Source organism: Bradyrhizobium lablabi (genome assembly GCF_001440475.1).
Classification (GTDB): Bacteria; Pseudomonadota; Alphaproteobacteria; order Rhizobiales; family Xanthobacteraceae; genus Bradyrhizobium; species Bradyrhizobium lablabi.
Genome location: NZ_LLYB01000134.1, coordinates 255,728 through 269,643, shown reverse-complemented (window position 1 = coordinate 269,643; position 13,916 = coordinate 255,728). Strand labels below are relative to the sequence as shown.

Annotated in this window: 15 protein-coding genes; 10 read left to right on the top strand and 5 right to left on the bottom strand. The window is 63.4% G+C overall.

The window, feature by feature from the left end:
• Nucleotides 1–15 precede the first annotated feature (15 nt).
• Genes CQ14_RS40830 through CQ14_RS40820 form a run of 3 tightly spaced genes read right to left on the bottom strand, consistent with a single transcriptional unit; the run spans nucleotide 16 to nucleotide 3,182 of the window.
• Nucleotides 16–930 (bottom strand): NAD(P)-dependent oxidoreductase, encoded by a 915-nt coding sequence (locus CQ14_RS40830; protein WP_057863381.1) that lies wholly within the window; start codon nucleotides 928–930, stop codon nucleotides 16–18.
• A gap of 29 nt (nucleotides 931–959) precedes the next feature.
• Nucleotides 960–2,210 (bottom strand): Zn-dependent hydrolase, encoded by a 1,251-nt coding sequence (locus CQ14_RS40825; RefSeq protein ID WP_057863380.1) that lies wholly within the window; start codon nucleotides 2,208–2,210, stop codon nucleotides 960–962.
• A 54-nt stretch (nucleotides 2,211–2,264) separates the two neighbouring features.
• Nucleotides 2,265–3,182, bottom strand: a complete 918-nt coding sequence (locus CQ14_RS40820; RefSeq protein WP_057863379.1) for a LysR family transcriptional regulator — start codon at nucleotides 3,180–3,182, stop codon at nucleotides 2,265–2,267.
• 120 nt (nucleotides 3,183–3,302) lie between these two features.
• Here CQ14_RS40820 and CQ14_RS40815 point away from each other — a divergent pair, with 120 nt between their 5' ends.
• The 6 genes from CQ14_RS40815 to CQ14_RS40785 all read left to right on the top strand — a co-directional run bounded on the left by CQ14_RS40815 (nucleotide 3,303) and on the right by CQ14_RS40785 (nucleotide 8,975).
• Complete coding sequence (locus CQ14_RS40815; protein WP_057863378.1) at nucleotides 3,303–4,124, top strand: putative hydro-lyase; 822 nt, start codon at nucleotides 3,303–3,305, stop codon at nucleotides 4,122–4,124.
• Between the two features lie 83 nt (nucleotides 4,125–4,207).
• Complete coding sequence (locus CQ14_RS40810) at nucleotides 4,208–5,452, top strand: ABC transporter substrate-binding protein (RefSeq protein ID WP_057863377.1); 1,245 nt, start codon at nucleotides 4,208–4,210, stop codon at nucleotides 5,450–5,452.
• Nucleotides 5,453–5,670: 218 nt separating this feature from the next.
• Nucleotides 5,671–6,549 carry a branched-chain amino acid ABC transporter permease gene (locus CQ14_RS40800; RefSeq protein WP_057863375.1) on the top strand — a complete coding sequence of 293 codons (879 nt, stop codon included), beginning with the start codon at nucleotides 5,671–5,673 and terminating at the stop codon, nucleotides 6,547–6,549.
• Nucleotides 6,549–7,556, top strand: a complete 1,008-nt coding sequence (locus CQ14_RS40795) for a branched-chain amino acid ABC transporter permease (protein ID WP_057863374.1) — start codon at nucleotides 6,549–6,551, stop codon at nucleotides 7,554–7,556. The genes CQ14_RS40800 and CQ14_RS40795 overlap by 1 nt, the downstream gene beginning before the upstream one ends.
• On the top strand, nucleotides 7,553–8,287 hold the full coding sequence (locus tag CQ14_RS40790) for an ABC transporter ATP-binding protein (RefSeq protein WP_057863373.1): 735 nt from the start codon (nucleotides 7,553–7,555) through the stop codon (nucleotides 8,285–8,287). The genes CQ14_RS40795 and CQ14_RS40790 overlap by 4 nt, the downstream gene beginning before the upstream one ends.
• Entirely contained in the window at nucleotides 8,271–8,975 is a 705-nt protein-coding gene (locus CQ14_RS40785; RefSeq protein ID WP_057863372.1) for an ABC transporter ATP-binding protein, read from the top strand. The genes CQ14_RS40790 and CQ14_RS40785 overlap by 17 nt, the downstream gene beginning before the upstream one ends.
• A gap of 94 nt (nucleotides 8,976–9,069) precedes the next feature.
• On the opposite strand, the gene CQ14_RS47450 is transcribed toward CQ14_RS40785, so the two are convergent.
• Nucleotides 9,070–9,660 (bottom strand): hypothetical protein, encoded by a 591-nt coding sequence (locus tag CQ14_RS47450; RefSeq protein WP_245320914.1) that lies wholly within the window; start codon nucleotides 9,658–9,660, stop codon nucleotides 9,070–9,072.
• A gap of 7 nt (nucleotides 9,661–9,667) precedes the next feature.
• Nucleotides 9,668–10,330 carry a 3-oxo-tetronate 4-phosphate decarboxylase gene (gene otnC / locus CQ14_RS40775; protein ID WP_057863371.1) on the bottom strand — a complete coding sequence of 221 codons (663 nt, stop codon included), beginning with the start codon at nucleotides 10,328–10,330 and terminating at the stop codon, nucleotides 9,668–9,670.
• 122 nt (nucleotides 10,331–10,452) lie between these two features.
• Here otnC and ltnD point away from each other — a divergent pair, with 122 nt between their 5' ends.
• Genes ltnD through otnK form a run of 4 tightly spaced genes read left to right on the top strand, consistent with a single transcriptional unit; the run spans nucleotide 10,453 to nucleotide 13,787 of the window.
• Nucleotides 10,453–11,367: an L-threonate dehydrogenase gene (ltnD, locus tag CQ14_RS40770; protein WP_057863370.1), complete on the top strand. Its 915-nt coding sequence runs from the start codon at nucleotides 10,453–10,455 to the stop codon at nucleotides 11,365–11,367.
• Nucleotides 11,368–11,401: 34 nt separating this feature from the next.
• Nucleotides 11,402–11,692 carry a hypothetical protein gene (locus CQ14_RS40765; RefSeq protein WP_057863369.1) on the top strand — a complete coding sequence of 97 codons (291 nt, stop codon included), beginning with the start codon at nucleotides 11,402–11,404 and terminating at the stop codon, nucleotides 11,690–11,692.
• Between the two features lie 38 nt (nucleotides 11,693–11,730).
• A complete protein-coding gene (gene otnI / locus CQ14_RS40760) occupies nucleotides 11,731–12,513 on the top strand; it encodes a 2-oxo-tetronate isomerase (RefSeq protein ID WP_057863368.1) in 783 nt (260 codons plus the stop codon).
• Nucleotides 12,510–13,787, top strand: coding sequence for a 3-oxo-tetronate kinase (otnK, locus tag CQ14_RS40755; RefSeq protein ID WP_057863367.1), 1,278 nt, complete (start codon nucleotides 12,510–12,512; stop codon nucleotides 13,785–13,787). The genes otnI and otnK overlap by 4 nt, the downstream gene beginning before the upstream one ends.
• Nucleotides 13,788–13,916: the final 129 nt, after the last annotated feature.

Sequence of the window (13,916 nt, the reverse complement as noted above, 5' to 3'; positions counted from 1 at the left end):
AGGAGCGATTTGCGGCTACTTTCCCCTCGCGATCCGCCGGCAATGCTCCCAGGCCGCACTCATCAAATTCTCGCTGGCCTCCGGCGTGCGGAATGCCGAATGCGCCGATAGCGTTACGTTGGGCAGCGCCGTCAGCGGATGGTCCGCCGGCAGCGGCTCGATGTTGAAAACGTCGAGCCCGGCGTGACGGATATGGCCCGATTTCAGGGCTTCGATCATCGCTTCCTCGTCGACGATGGCGCCGCGCGCGGTGTTGACCAGGATGACGCCGGGCTTCATCCCCTCGATGCAGGCGCGCGAGATCATGCCGCGCGTCTCGTCGTTCAGCAGCAGATGGATCGAAACCACGTCGCTCTCGGTCAGCACTTCGTCGAAATCGAGGAACTCGACCTTCGGATATTTTTTCGGCGACCGGTTCCAGGCGATCACGCGCATCCCTGCGCCGAGCGCGATGCGGGCGACTTCGGCGGCGATGCCGCCAAAACCGATCAGGCCGAGCGTCTTGCCGGTGAGCTGCATCCCGTCGTCGCGCAGCCAGTTGCCGGCGCGGATGCCGCGGTCCATCTTGGCAAGGCCGCGCGCGCCTTCCCACATCAGCGCGATGGCGCATTCGGCGACCGCCGTATCACCATAGCCCTTGATCAGGTGCACGTGGATGCCGGTCTCGGCGAGCTCGTCGGGACTCATGTAGCTGCGCGCGCCGGTGCCGAGAAACACCACGTGCTTCAGGCCCGCGCATTTCTTCGCGATATCGGTCGGCAACGCGGTGTGATCGACGATGGCGATTTCGGCGCCGTCGAGGATCTCAGGATATTGCTCCGGGCTGATGTCGGGATTGCGGTTGATCCGCACCTTGGGATCGCCGGGCTGTTCCAGTCGTTCGAAGATCACGGCCAGCGATTCATTGGCGTCGACAAAAACTCCGCGCATGGGCATTCCCCCCATTTCTTGTTTTGATATCAGGATGCGACGCCGGCCAGTGCCAGTACGGTATGCATCAGCACGTTGGCGCCCGCCGCGCAATCGGGCTGGGTGGCGTCTTCGAGTTCGTTGTGGCTGATACCGTCCTTGCAGGGCACGAACACCATCGCCGCCGGCATCACGGTGTTGAGGTTGCAGGCATCGTGGCCGGCGCCGGAAGTGATGCGCCGGTGCGAATAGCCGAGCATTTTTGCGGCATTCTCCACCGCATCCACCAGTTTCGGATCGAAATGCGTCGGCGGCTTGCGCCAGATCAGGTCGAATTGCACCTCGACCTTGCGCCGGGCCGCGATCTCGGCAATCGCCGCACGCAGATCCCTGTCCAGTGCATCCATGATCGCGGCATCGGCGCTGCGGCAATCCACGGTGAAGGCGATCTCGCCGGGAATGACGTTGCGTGAGGGATTGGCGATCACGGCTTCCCCGATGGTGCCGACCGCCTTCGGGCCGTGCTTCTTTGCGATTGCTTCCATCGCCAGCACGATTTCCGACAGCGTCGCCAGCGCATCGCGCCGCAGCGGCATCGGGGTCGAGCCGGCATGGCTCTCGAAGCCGGTGATCTTGCCGTCGTACCACAGCACGCCCTGGCCGGAATCGACGACGCCGATGGTCTTGTTCTCGGCCTCCAGGATCGGGCCCTGTTCGATGTGCAGTTCGACGAAGCCTGAGAATTTCTGCGTTCCCACCGGCCGATCGCCGCGGTAACCGATGCTGTCGAGCGCCTGCGCCACGGTGACACCCTCGGCATCCCGGCGCGACAAAATGTCATCGGTGGTGAAATCGCCGACATAGGCGGCGGAGGCCATCATCGCCGGCGCAAACCGCGAGCCTTCCTCGTTGGTCCAGTTGCAGACGCAGATCGGTGTCTCGGTTTCGATGCCGGCATCGTTGAGCGTGCGCACCACTTCCAGCGCCGCCAGCGTGCCGAGCACGCCGTCATATTTGCCGCCGGTCGGTTGCGTGTCGAGATGCGAGCCGAGCCCCACCGGCGGCTTCGACATGTCGCGGCCCTTGCGCACACCGAACATCGAACCCAGCGCGTCGACATGCACTTCCAGCCCTGCAGCCTCGCAGGCGTTCCGGAACCAGTCGCGCACCTGCTTGTCCTCGGGCCCCAGCGTCAGCCGCCGTACGCCGCCTTTCGGCGTGGCACCGAATTTGGCGGTTTCGTGAATCGTGCCCCACAGCCGGGCGGAATCGATTTGCAGGTTGGAGCCGATCTTGGTCATGCACTATTCCGGGATCAGGTGGGCAGGCGCTTGTTCATTCTTGTTCGGTCGTTTTCAATGACGCGCCTGCGGCGGCCCGTCAACAATGACGCCGCCGCGGGCCAGATTTGCGGCGAGCTCGGCCACGCGTTCCACGGCGACGGTATCGGGCGAGGCCAGCCAGCTCGCCGAAAACGTCAGCTTTGGCAGTTGCACGTCGGTCGACAGCAATTGCAGCCGTCCGTCGGTCATTTCGCTTTCGACGATCGCGGTCGGAATCACGGCAATGCCGAGGCCCTCGATCGCCATGTGAATGACGGTCGCAATCGAGGCGCTGGCATGCAGGCGCATCGGCGGCAGGTCCGGCCGGTTGAACAGCGAGCGCACGACCTCATAGGGCGGGGTCTTGCGCGGGAAGGTGATGATCGGAAATTTCGCGAGATCATGCACGGTCAACTGGCGGGTGCCGAGCCCGAGCGAGGGGCTGGCGAGGAACCCGACCGGATAATCGCACAGCACACGGTTGCTGACGCTCGGCGCCGTCAGGGGCCCGAGCAGGAACGCGAGTTCGATCTCCTGCGCCAAGAGGCGCGTCCGCAAATTCGAGGTGATGTCGACTTCGATTTCGAGCGAGATGTTGGGATAGGCGTGATTGACGCTCTTGATGAGCTGCGACAACCAGGTGTGCACGATGGTTTCGGCGACGCCGAGTCGCAGCACGCCGCGCATCGCCGAGCGATCGCCGACCACGGCGAGCATCTCCGAGCGCAGCCCGATCAGTTTCTCGGCATAGACCATCAATTGCCGTCCGCTCGGCGTCGGCAACACCATGCGGCGGTCGCGCTGCAGCAGCCGCACGCCGACCTCGCGTTCGAGCTGGGCGATCCGTTGCGAGATCGCGGGCTGGGTGGTGTTGAGCTTCTGGGCCGCGCCGCGAAAGCTGCCGAGCGTCACCACCCACATGAAAGTCTCAATTGCCTTGAAATCAGTCATGCACCCTCTGCCCGCAGATCGATAATTTTGTTTTATTGAACTTGATTAGAAAAGACGATTAGACATTATCATAGCCATATGCGGGAGTAGATGTCGACAAGAATGGAAGCGGGGACAACGATGACCAGCTTGGCGAGGACGGAACGGCAAGGTCAGGATACGGCGGATTTATCGCCGAGCGTCGCGGCCCGCCATGCCTGCCGCAACGGCATGGCCCATCACACCGCAGGCGTCGCCAACGGCTTCGTCCAGGGCAACCTCGCCATCCTGCCGGAAAAACTCGCGGGCGCCTTTCACCGCTTCTGCCAGCTCAATCCCAAGCCGTGCCCGATCATCGGCATGTCCGACGTCGGCGATCCCCGCATTCCCGCGCTCGGCATCGACCTCGACATCCGCACCGACCTGCCGCGCTATCGCATCTGGCGCGACGGCGAAATCTTAGAGGAGCCAACCGACATCACGGCGCACTGGCGCGACGATCTCGTGGCCTTCGTGCTCGGCTGCTCGTTCTCGTTCGAGGAGGCGCTGCTGGAGGAAGGTCTGCCGATCCGCCATATCGAGCGCGACGTGCGCGTGCCGATGTACCGCACCAATATCGCCTGCAGCCCGGCCGGGCCCTTTGCCGGACCGATGGTGGTGACGATGCGGCCGTTCAAGCCCGCCAATGCGATCCGCGCGGTGCAGATCACGTCGCGCTTCCCCTCGGTGCATGGGGCGCCGGTTCATATTGGTCTTCCCGAACAGATCGGCATTGCCGATCTCGCCAAGCCCGACTACGGCGATCCGGTGCCGGTCGAGGCTGACGAAATTCCGGTGTTCTGGGCGTGCGGCGTGACCCCGCAATCGGTCATCCAGGCCGCGAAGGTGCCGTTTGCGATCACGCACGCGCCCGGATTGATGCTCGTGACCGATCTCAGGAACAAAGCGCTTGCCGTGCTTTGATGCAGCGCCTGCTGCTCATTGAGGCTTTACCGTAACCATCGCCCGTTTCATCGATAGTCGCCATCCAGCATAAGGATATCGCCATGAACATCACGCGCCGTAATGTACTGCTTGGAGCCACCGCTGCCGCAGCGCTCGGACCTGTCGCGGCCCGCGCGCAGACGTCCGAAGTCGTGATCGGCGTGATCTATCCATTCTCCGGCGCCAGCGCGCAGATGGGCGTCGATGCGCAGAAGTCGTTCGAGACCGCGCTCGACATCATCAACAAGGACCACGATTTCGATCTGCCGCTGGCGAAGGGCGAGGGCTTGCCCGGCCTCGGCGGCGCCAAGGTCCGCCTCGTCTTCGCCGATCACCAGGCCGATCCGCAGAAAGGCCGCGCCGAGACCGAGCGCCTGATCACCCAGGAAAAGGTCTGCGCCGTCGTCGGCACCTATCAGAGCGCGGTCGCGGTCACCGTCAGCCAGATCTGCGAGCGCTACCAGGTCCCGTTCATCTCGGCGGACAATTCCTCGCCGAGCCTGCACAAGCGCGGCCTCAAATTCTATTTCCGCGCCGCGCCCCATGACGAGATGTTCTCGGCGGCGATGTTCAGCTTTTTCGACGCGATGAAGAAGAAGGGCACGAAGATAGACACGCTGTCGCTGTTCCACGAAGACACCATCTTCGGCACCGACTCCGCCAACACCCAGCTCAAGCTGGCGTCCGAGCGCGGCTACCAGGTCATCTCCGACATCAAGTACCGTTCCAACTCGCCGTCATTGTCCGCGGAAGTGCAGCAGCTCAAGACCGCGAATGCCGACGTGCTGATGCCCTCGAGCTACACCACCGACGGCATCCTGCTGGTGAAGACCATGGCCGAGCTCGGCTACAAGCCGAACGCGATCGTGGCGCAGGACGCCGGCTTCTCCGAAAAGGCGCTCTATGACGCGGTCGGCGACAAGCTCGAAGGCGTGATCTCGCGCGGCAGCTTCTCGCTCGACCTCGCCGCCAAGCGGCCGATGGTCGGCAAGATCAACGCCATGTTCAAGGAGAAGTCGGGCAAGGATTTCAACGATCTGACCTCGCGCCAGTTCATGGGGCTCCTGGTGATGGCTGATGCCATCAACCGCGCCAAGTCGACCGACGGCGAAAAGATCCGCGAGGCGCTGGTCGCGACCGACATTCCGGGCGAGCAGACCATCATGCCCTGGAAGCGCGTCAAGTTCGACGAGCTCGGCCAGAACAACGACGCCGACCCGGTGCTGCTGCAATATATCGGCGGCAAGTTCGTCACCATCTTCCCGCCGCAGGCCGCCATCGCCGAAGCCGTTTGGCCGATGAAATAAAACGGGAACGCGGGGGCGGGGGATATGACTGTGACGACTAGCCAGAGACTGCCGCCCCTCGTCATTGCGAGGAGCGTAGCGACGAAGCAATCCATCGTGCCGCACGAAGAAAGAATGGATTGCTTCGCGGAGCCTGTCATCGGGCGGCGCTACGCGCCGACCCGTTGGCTCGCAATGACGAAAGTTGAGAGTAATGCCTCCGGGCTGGAGCGACTTTCATGACAGCCGACGCCATCATTCAAAGCCTCGCCAGCGGTCTCCTCATGGGCCTGCTCTATGGCCTCATCGCCGTCGGCCTCGCGCTGATCTTCGGCCTGATGGACGTCGTGAACTTCGCGCATGGCGAGTTCCTGATGATCGCGATGTACGCGACGTTCTTCCTGTTCGTGTTCTTCGCGATCGATCCCTTGCTGTCGGCGCCGCTGGTCGCTGCCGCCCTGTTCGTGTTCGGGGCGGTGGTCTATCTATTGATCGTGCGCTTTGCGGTGCGCGCCAAAGCCAATGCCGGGATGGTGCAGATCTTCTCGACATTTGGTTTGGCCATCGTCATGCGTGGCCTGACGCAGTATTTCTTCACGCCGGATTACCGCAGCGTCACCCATTCATGGCTCGGCGGCAAGACGGTGTCGGTGGCCGGCATCTTCCTGCCGGTGCCGCAACTGGTCGGCGCGCTGGTCGCGATCGCGGCGTTCGGCGGGCTCTATCTCTTCATCAACCGCACCGATTTCGGCCGCGCGCTGGAAGCGACCCGCGAGGACGCCGGCGCGGTGGCGCTGGTCGGCATCGACAAGAACAAGGTGTTTGCGCTGGGCTGGGGTCTCGGCGCGGCGCTGGTCGGCCTTGCCGGCGCGATCATGGCCATCTTCTTCTACATCTATCCCGACGTCGGCGCCTCCTTTGCGCTGATCGCCTATGTGACGGTGGCGCTCGGCGGCTTCGGCAGCGTGTTCGGCGCTTTCGCCGGCGGCATCATCGTCGGCCTCGTCGAGGCCACCACTGCGATGTTGCTGCCGCCGTCGCTGAAGGCGGTCGGCATCTACGCCGTCTATCTCCTTGTGGTCTTTGTCCGCCCGCGCGGCCTGTTCGGATCGATGTGATGGATACCGCTTTCGCAGAACGCCGCCGCCGCGACCTCATCGTCGCCTTTGTCCTCGCCGCAATCGCGGCCACCGTCCCGCTGTTCGTCAAGGACTCCTACCTCCAGAACATGATGGTGCTGACCCTGATGTGGGGCGCGCTGTCGCAAAGCTGGAACATCCTGTCCGGCTATTGCGGGCAGATCTCGCTCGGGCATGCGCTCTATTTCGGGCTTGGCGCCTATACCACCGCGCTGCTGTTCACCAAGTTCGGCGTGCTGCCATGGTTCGGCATGCTCGGCGGCGGCGTGATCTCCGCGCTGATCGCGATGGCGCTCGGCTATCCCTGTTTCCGACTGCGCGGCCACTACTTCGTGATCGCCACCATCGTCATCGCCGAAATCGGACTGCTGCTGTTCCACAATTGGGATTGGGCCGGTGCGGCGATGGGTATCGAAATCCCGGTGCGCGGCGATAGCTGGCTGAAGTTCCAATTCCCGCGCAGCAAGCTGCCGTATTTCTACTTCGCGCTGGCGCTGGCCTGTGTCGCCTGGTTCGTCACCTGGTGGCTGGAAGATTCCAAATGGGGCTATTGGTGGCGGGCGGTGAAGGACAATCCGGAAGCCGCTGAAAGCCTCGGCGTCGTCGTATTCAATTCCAAGATGGGCGCGGCGGCGGTGTCGGCGTTCCTGGTCGCGGTCGGCGGCAGCTTCTATGCGCAGTTCGTTTCCTACATCGATCCCGAAAGCGTCATGGGCTTTCAGTTCTCGCTGCTGATGGCGTTGCCCGCGGTGCTCGGCGGCATCGGCACGCTGTGGGGGCCGATGCTGGGCGCGGTCATCCTGATCCCGCTCACCGAACTGACGCGCTCCTATGTCGGCGGCTCCGGAAAGGGTATCGACTTGATCGTCTATGGCGGCCTGATCATCGCGATCTCGCTGGCGCGCCCGCAGGGGCTGATCGGCCTGTTCTCGGTCAAGAGCCTGGCTGGACTGCTCTCGCCCAGGCGCAAGGAGGCTGTTCGATGACGACGCCCTTGCTGGAAACCCGCGGCGTCTGGCAGCGCTTTGGCGGCCTGATCGCCAACAGCGACGTCTCGATCTCGGTCGGGCGCGGCGAGATCGTCGGCCTGATCGGCCCGAACGGTGCGGGCAAGTCGACGCTGTTCAACCTGATCGCGGGCGTGCTGCCGCCGACCCAAGGCTCGATCATCTTCGACGGCGAGGATGTCACCGCATTGCCGGCCGCCGAACGTTGCCAGCGCGGCGTCGGCCGCACCTTTCAGGTGGTCAAGAGTTTCGAGACCATGACGGTCATCGACAACGTCATCGTCGGCGCGCTGGTGCGCAGCACCGTGATGCGCGATGCCCGCCGCAAGGCACATGAGGTGCTGGAATTCTGCGGCCTCGGCCCGCGCGCCAATGTGCTGGCGAGCGATCTGGTGCCGTCCGAGAAGCGTCGGCTCGAAGTGGCGCGGGCGCTGGCGACCGAGCCGAAGCTGCTGCTGCTCGACGAAGTGCTCACGGGACTGACGCCTGTCGAAGCCAAGACCGGCGTCGAACTGGTGCGCAAGGTGCGGGATACCGGCGTCACCGTGCTGATGGTCGAGCATGTCATGGAGATCGTGATGCCGCTGGTCGACCGCGCGATCGTGCTCGATCTCGGCAAGGTGCTGGTCGAGGGCAAGCCCGCCGACGTCGTCCGCGATCCGAAAGTCATCACCGCCTATCTGGGAGACCGTCATGCTGTCGGTGCATGAAGTCACCACCGCCTATCAGGGCCTGGTCGCGATCTCGGCGGTCTCGATCGAGGTGGAGAAAGGCGAGATCGTCTGCGTCGCCGGCGCCAACGGGGCCGGCAAGTCGACGCTGTTGAAATCGATTGCCGGTGCCGAGCGCCCGCGCTCCGGCACGGTGTCGTTCGACGGCACCCGCATCGACGGCATGGCGCAGCACGTCATCACCTCGCGCGGCATCGCCTATGTGCCGGAAAACCGTCGGCTGTTTCCGCGCCTGTCGGTGCGCGACAATCTGCGCCTCGGCAGCTACCTCTATCGCGGCGAGGCCGACCGCGAAGCGCCGCTCGATCTCGTGTTCAAGCTGTTTCCGCGCCTGCAGGAGCGGCTGGAGCAGCGCGCCGAAACGCTCTCCGGCGGCGAGCAGCAGATGCTCGCCATCGGCCGCGCCCTGATGACGCGCCCGCGGCTCCTGATGCTGGACGAGCCGTCGCAAGGCATCATGCCAAAACTGGTCGACGAAATCTTCCAGGCGGTGAAGCGCATCCGCGATGCCGGCATGACCGTGCTGATCGTCGAGCAGCGCATGTCGGAGTGCCTGGAAATCGCCGACCGCGCCTACATTCTCCAGACCGGGCGCGTGCTGATGCAGGGGAGTGCGGCGGACATTCGCGTCAATCCGGATGTAAGGAGGGCGTATCTGGGGCTGTGATGTGTAGCCCGGATGGAGCGCAGCGAAATCCGGGAAACAACGAGCACCGGCCCCGGATTGCGCTACGCTCCATCCGGGCTACGACTGCAGCGCGTTATGGTGTTTCCGTATTTCGCTTTGCCTGTGATGCGGCCATCAACATCCGCTCCACGATCCCTTCAAACTCGCTCTTGGCGATCGGGTCCGTCTTGGCAAACTCATCGTACGGTTTAATGGTTTTGGACCACCAATGATGGTGGCGCCCCGCTTTATCAAGGACACGAGCCGCCGCTTCGACCTCGGCGTCCGTTGGCCTTGCCGCCAGGGCCAGGCCTACATGATCTGCAGCAGCGAACGCGCTTGGTGCCCCCCAATCGGCTTCATCTTCATGGACGCAAAGGTTTCCACCAAGGATGAATCCTTGCCACCCTTCGCCGGAGATGGCGTACACATTGAGTCCTGGTTCCATCATCTCGGCCGGGCGGCTGCGGAAATCTCGCAGGTAGGCCTGATCAACCAGCGCAATCTCAAATCCTTCGGACCAGGATCTAGTTTCCATCGCACGTACATCGAGAATTAGCACGTCGATGCGGGTATGGTGTTCATCGGTCTTTCCACTTCTCAGCAGAAGGGGACCATGGCCTGGCCCATAGCCAATCACCCAGAACTTTCTATCGGACTTGAAGCATTTGAGATTGGTTTGCATGGGATGACTATGTGTGATCGTGAGTTTCGGGCAGAGTGAGCCCGAACACTTTCGTCAAGTCCTTTACCTGTTCTGGCGACAGGTACCTCGGGTTCAACCCCCGCAGCAGCAGATACAGCTTCGCCGTCTCTTCCAGCTCTTCCATCGCGAACACGGCAGCCTCAAGCGTGTCGCCCGACACCACCGGCCCATGATTGGCGAGCAGCACGGACGAATATTTCCCGGCCAGCCCCTTGATGGCGTCCGCAACCGCCGGATCGCCCGGCCGGTAATAAGGCACAAGCGCGGTCTGCCCGCATTTCATCAGATAATAAGGTGTCATCGGCGGCAGCGCGGCACGCGGGTCGATCTCCGGCAGCATCGACAACGCCACCGAGTGGGTTGAATGCAGATGCACCACGGCGCGCGCGGCGCCACGGGTCTGGTAGAGCGCGGTGTGCAGCGGCACTTCCTTGGTCGGCGCATCGCCGGAAACCAGCCGTCCATCCGGTGCGAGCCGCGACATCCGCGCCGGGTCGAGGAAGCCAAGCGAGGCATTGGTCGGCGTCACCAGCCAGCCGCCGTCGTCGAGCTTGACGCTGATATTGCCGGAGGAACCGGGCGTCAGCCCGCGCTCGAACAGCGAGCGGCCGAGGCGGCAGATTTCCTCGCGGATCCTTGTTTCGCTCATAAAACCGACCCCGTTTTGAAGCCTTGTCTCACGCTTTGGCAGCGCGGCCAAGCCGTGATACGCAAGGGACAAGGCCGCCGGCCCATGGCGGCGAACGAGAAACCTATCGAGGAATCGCCGCAATGCCAGAATCCGCCAAACCGCGTGTCGCCGTCATCGGGCTGGGCTCGATGGGATATGGCATGGCGACCTCATTGCGCCGCGCGGGGCTGGAAGTCACCGGCTGCGACGTATCCGCTGAAACGGTGAAGCGGTTCGTGGCCGACGGCGGCAAGGGGGCGAGCACGCCGGCGGAAGCCGCAAAATCCGCCGACATCGTCGTCAGCGTCGTCGTCAACGCCGCCCAGACCGAGACCATTTTGTTCGGCGCCAATGGCGTTGCGGAAACGCTCGGGGAAGGCGCGGTATTCATTTCCTCCGCGACCATGGATCCCGACGTCGCGCGGCGGCTCGCCAAGCAGTTGGAGGCGACTGACCGCCATTACCTCGACGCGCCGATTTCCGGTGGCGCGCAGCGCGCGGCGCAGGGCGAACTCACCATTCTGGCCTCCGGCAGTCCGGCCGCCTTCGCCAAGGCACGCCCGGCGCTGGATGCGATGGCGGCAAAACTCTACGAACTCGGCGACGCCGCCGGGCAGGGGGCCGCGTTCAAGATGATCAACCAGTTGCTCGCGGGCGTGCACATCGCTGCCGCCTCCGAAGCCATCGCATTCGCCGCCAAGCAGGGGCTCGATATCCGCAAGGTCTACGAGGTGATCACGGCGTCCGCCGGCAATTCCTGGATGTTCGAGAACCGCATGCCGCATGTGCTCGACGGCGATTACGCACCGCGCAGCGCGGTAGATATTTTCGTGAAAGACCTCGGCATCATCCAGGACATGGCGCGCTCGCAGAAATTCCCGGTGCCGGTTTCCGCTGCTGCCTTGCAGATGTTCCTGATGACGTCGGCCGCCGGCATGGGCCGCGACGACGACGCCTCGGTGGCGCGGATGTATGCGAAGGTCACCGGCACGCCGCTGCCGGGCGAGCCGAAGTAAACCGCGAGGGTCCTGTTTTAGCCGAGCGTTTGAGATGCCGAACGAAGTTGCAAAATCTGTCCTGCTCATCAACGGGCCGCGCTTCTACAGCCAGACGGATGAGGATTATTTCTTCGCACGGATTCAATCGATCTCTGAAATCGAGAAGGTAACGGGGGTTGTTCGCGACCTGGAACTGATCGTCCGGCGCCCGATGGACAAGGAAAGTCTACGCGACCTGGTCGCTCTGATGAGAAGGTATAATTTGGATCGCAGTCCCCTCAAGCCTCTATGTGACGAACAGCAGGACGAATATCTTCGAAACGCGTGGACTGCCCACGGTTGAGACGCATCATCGAACAGCAACCCTAAGCGAGACCGAACATGCCGCGCTTTGCCGCCAATCTCTCCATGATGTTCACCGAGGTTCCGTTCCTCGACCGCATCGACGCCGCAGCGAAAGCGGGCTTCACTGCCGTCGAATTCCTGTTTCCGTACGATCACCCGGCCGAGGCCGTCGGCGAACGCTTGAAACGCAACGGCCTGACACAGGCGCTGTTCAATCTGCCGCCGGGCAATTGGGACGCCGGCGAAAAAGGTTTTGCCGCGCTGCCGGAACGGTTTGACGATCTGAAGCGAAGCCTCGATACGGCGTTGCCCTATGCCAAGGCGACCGGCGTCAAGCGCTTGCATCTGATGGCGGGTATTGCCGACCGTAGCAACGCCAAGGCCGTCGAGCAATTCTACAAGTCCGTGGCGTGGGCGGCGGAATTCTTCGCGCCTCACGGCCTCGACGTCGTGATCGAGCCGATCAATTCGCGCAACGTGCCGGGATATTTTCTCAACGATTTCGGTTTTGCCCGCGATCTGATTACCGAGCTGAAGATTTCAAACCTGAAGCTGCAGTTCGACATCTACCACTGCCAGATCATTCACGGCGACGTCACCATGCGGCTGCGCGAGATGATGCCGATCACCGGCCATATCCAGATCGCCAGCATTCCCTCGCGCAACGAGCCCGACGGCGAGGAGCTGAACTATCCCTTCCTGTTCGCTGAACTCGACCGGCTCGGCTATGGCGGCTTCGTGGGCTGCGAATACAACCCGCGCGGCAAGACCACCGACGGACTTGCCTGGTTCAAGCCCTATGCCGGAGCGAAATCGTGAAACTGTCCTTGGGCTGCATCGCCGACGACTACACCGGCGCCTCCGATCTCGCCAACACGCTGACCCGTCAGGGCCTGCGCACGGTGCAGACCATCGGCGTTCCCTCGGACGATCTCGCGCTCCCCGAGGTGGATGCGGTCGTGGTGTCGCTCAAGAGCCGCTCGATCGAGGCTGAGGTGGCGGTGGACCGCTCGCGCGCCGCGGAAAAATGGCTGCGCGGCCGCGGCGCCGGCCATGTGCTGTTCAAGATCTGCTCAACCTTCGATTCCACCGATGCCGGCAATATCGGCCCGGTCATGGATGCGCTGCGGACGGATTCCGGCGATGCGATCGTGCTGGTGACGCCGGCCTTTCCGGAAACCGGCCGCACCGTCTATCAGGGCAATCTGTTCGTCGGTTCCGTGCCGCTGAACGAAAGCCCGCTGAAGGACCATCCGCTCAACCCGATGCACGATTCCAATCTGGTGCGGGTTTTGGCGCGCCAGAGCCGGACCAAGGTCGGGCTGGCCGATCTCGCCACGCTGTCGCGCGGCGCGGAGGCGGTTCGCGGGCGCCTCGCCGATCTCTCGGGCAAGGGCATCGGCGCAGCCATCATCGACGCCGTCTTTGATCGGGATCTCGAAACCATCGGCGCGGTGGCGCTGGATCACCGCCTGTCGGTGGGTGCATCCGGCATCGGCCTCGGCCTCGCGCGGGCGCTGGTCGCCTCCGGCAAGGTCAAGGCGGCTGCCGCGGGCGCGGTATCCGACGCGCCGGTCGGTGGACCGGCGGCGTGCCTTGCGGGGAGCTGCTCGCAGGCGACGCTGGCGCAGATTGCCAACGCCGAAAAGGTGATGCCCGTTTTGCATCTCGATCCCGAGCAGATCATCGCCGGTCCCGCCGAAGCCCGCCGCGCGCTGGCCTGGGCAAGCGACCGAATCACCGACGGCCCGATCCTGATCGCCAGCAGCTCGACGCCGGATCAGGTTTCAGCTCTGCAATCCCGGCATGGCCGCGATGCAGCCGGACATGCCATCGAGCAGGCGATGGCCGATATCGCCGAAGGCTTGGTGCGTTCAGGCGTGCGGCGGCTGGTGGTCGCCGGTGGTGAAACTTCAGGCGCCGTCGTCGATCGCCTGCGCCTTCCCGGCTTCCTGGTAGGCGAAGAAATCGCTGCAGGAGTGCCGGTTTTGCGATCCGTCGGCTCCGACAAAGGCGAGATGCTGCTTGCCCTGAAATCAGGCAATTTCGGTGGGCCGGAGTTTTTCTCCGACGCGCTGAAGCTGATGCGCTGATCGCCGCGCCGGCGTTTTTTGGCCGGTGTGAGTCCGACTTGTAGGTATTTTTACCAGACTTCGTTAACTCAACCTGAGGACGTAGCGGGTTTGATGTCCTGCAACGTCTCTTTTCTTGATTCCCCGACA

Bases quoted from the DNA above. Each gene is read 5' to 3' on its own strand.
- CQ14_RS40830 (WP_057863381.1), bottom strand. From the start codon at position 930: ATGCGCGGAGTTTTTGTCGACGCCAATGAATCGCTGGCCGTGATCTTC.
- CQ14_RS40825 (WP_057863380.1), bottom strand. From the start codon at position 2,210: ATGACCAAGATCGGCTCCAACCTGCAAATCGATTCCGCCCGGCTGTGG.
- CQ14_RS40820 (WP_057863379.1), bottom strand. From the start codon at position 3,182: ATGACTGATTTCAAGGCAATTGAGACTTTCATGTGGGTGGTGACGCTC.
- CQ14_RS40815 (WP_057863378.1), top strand. From the start codon at position 3,303: ATGACCAGCTTGGCGAGGACGGAACGGCAAGGTCAGGATACGGCGGAT.
- CQ14_RS40810 (WP_057863377.1), top strand. From the start codon at position 4,208: ATGAACATCACGCGCCGTAATGTACTGCTTGGAGCCACCGCTGCCGCA.
- CQ14_RS40800 (WP_057863375.1), top strand. From the start codon at position 5,671: ATGACAGCCGACGCCATCATTCAAAGCCTCGCCAGCGGTCTCCTCATG.
- CQ14_RS40795 (WP_057863374.1), top strand. From the start codon at position 6,549: ATGGATACCGCTTTCGCAGAACGCCGCCGCCGCGACCTCATCGTCGCC.
- CQ14_RS40790 (WP_057863373.1), top strand. From the start codon at position 7,553: ATGACGACGCCCTTGCTGGAAACCCGCGGCGTCTGGCAGCGCTTTGGC.
- CQ14_RS40785 (WP_057863372.1), top strand. From the start codon at position 8,271: ATGCTGTCGGTGCATGAAGTCACCACCGCCTATCAGGGCCTGGTCGCG.
- CQ14_RS47450 (WP_245320914.1), bottom strand. From the start codon at position 9,660: ATGCAAACCAATCTCAAATGCTTCAAGTCCGATAGAAAGTTCTGGGTG.
- otnC (WP_057863371.1), bottom strand. From the start codon at position 10,330: ATGAGCGAAACAAGGATCCGCGAGGAAATCTGCCGCCTCGGCCGCTCG.
- ltnD (WP_057863370.1), top strand. From the start codon at position 10,453: ATGCCAGAATCCGCCAAACCGCGTGTCGCCGTCATCGGGCTGGGCTCG.
- CQ14_RS40765 (WP_057863369.1), top strand. From the start codon at position 11,402: ATGCCGAACGAAGTTGCAAAATCTGTCCTGCTCATCAACGGGCCGCGC.
- otnI (WP_057863368.1), top strand. From the start codon at position 11,731: ATGCCGCGCTTTGCCGCCAATCTCTCCATGATGTTCACCGAGGTTCCG.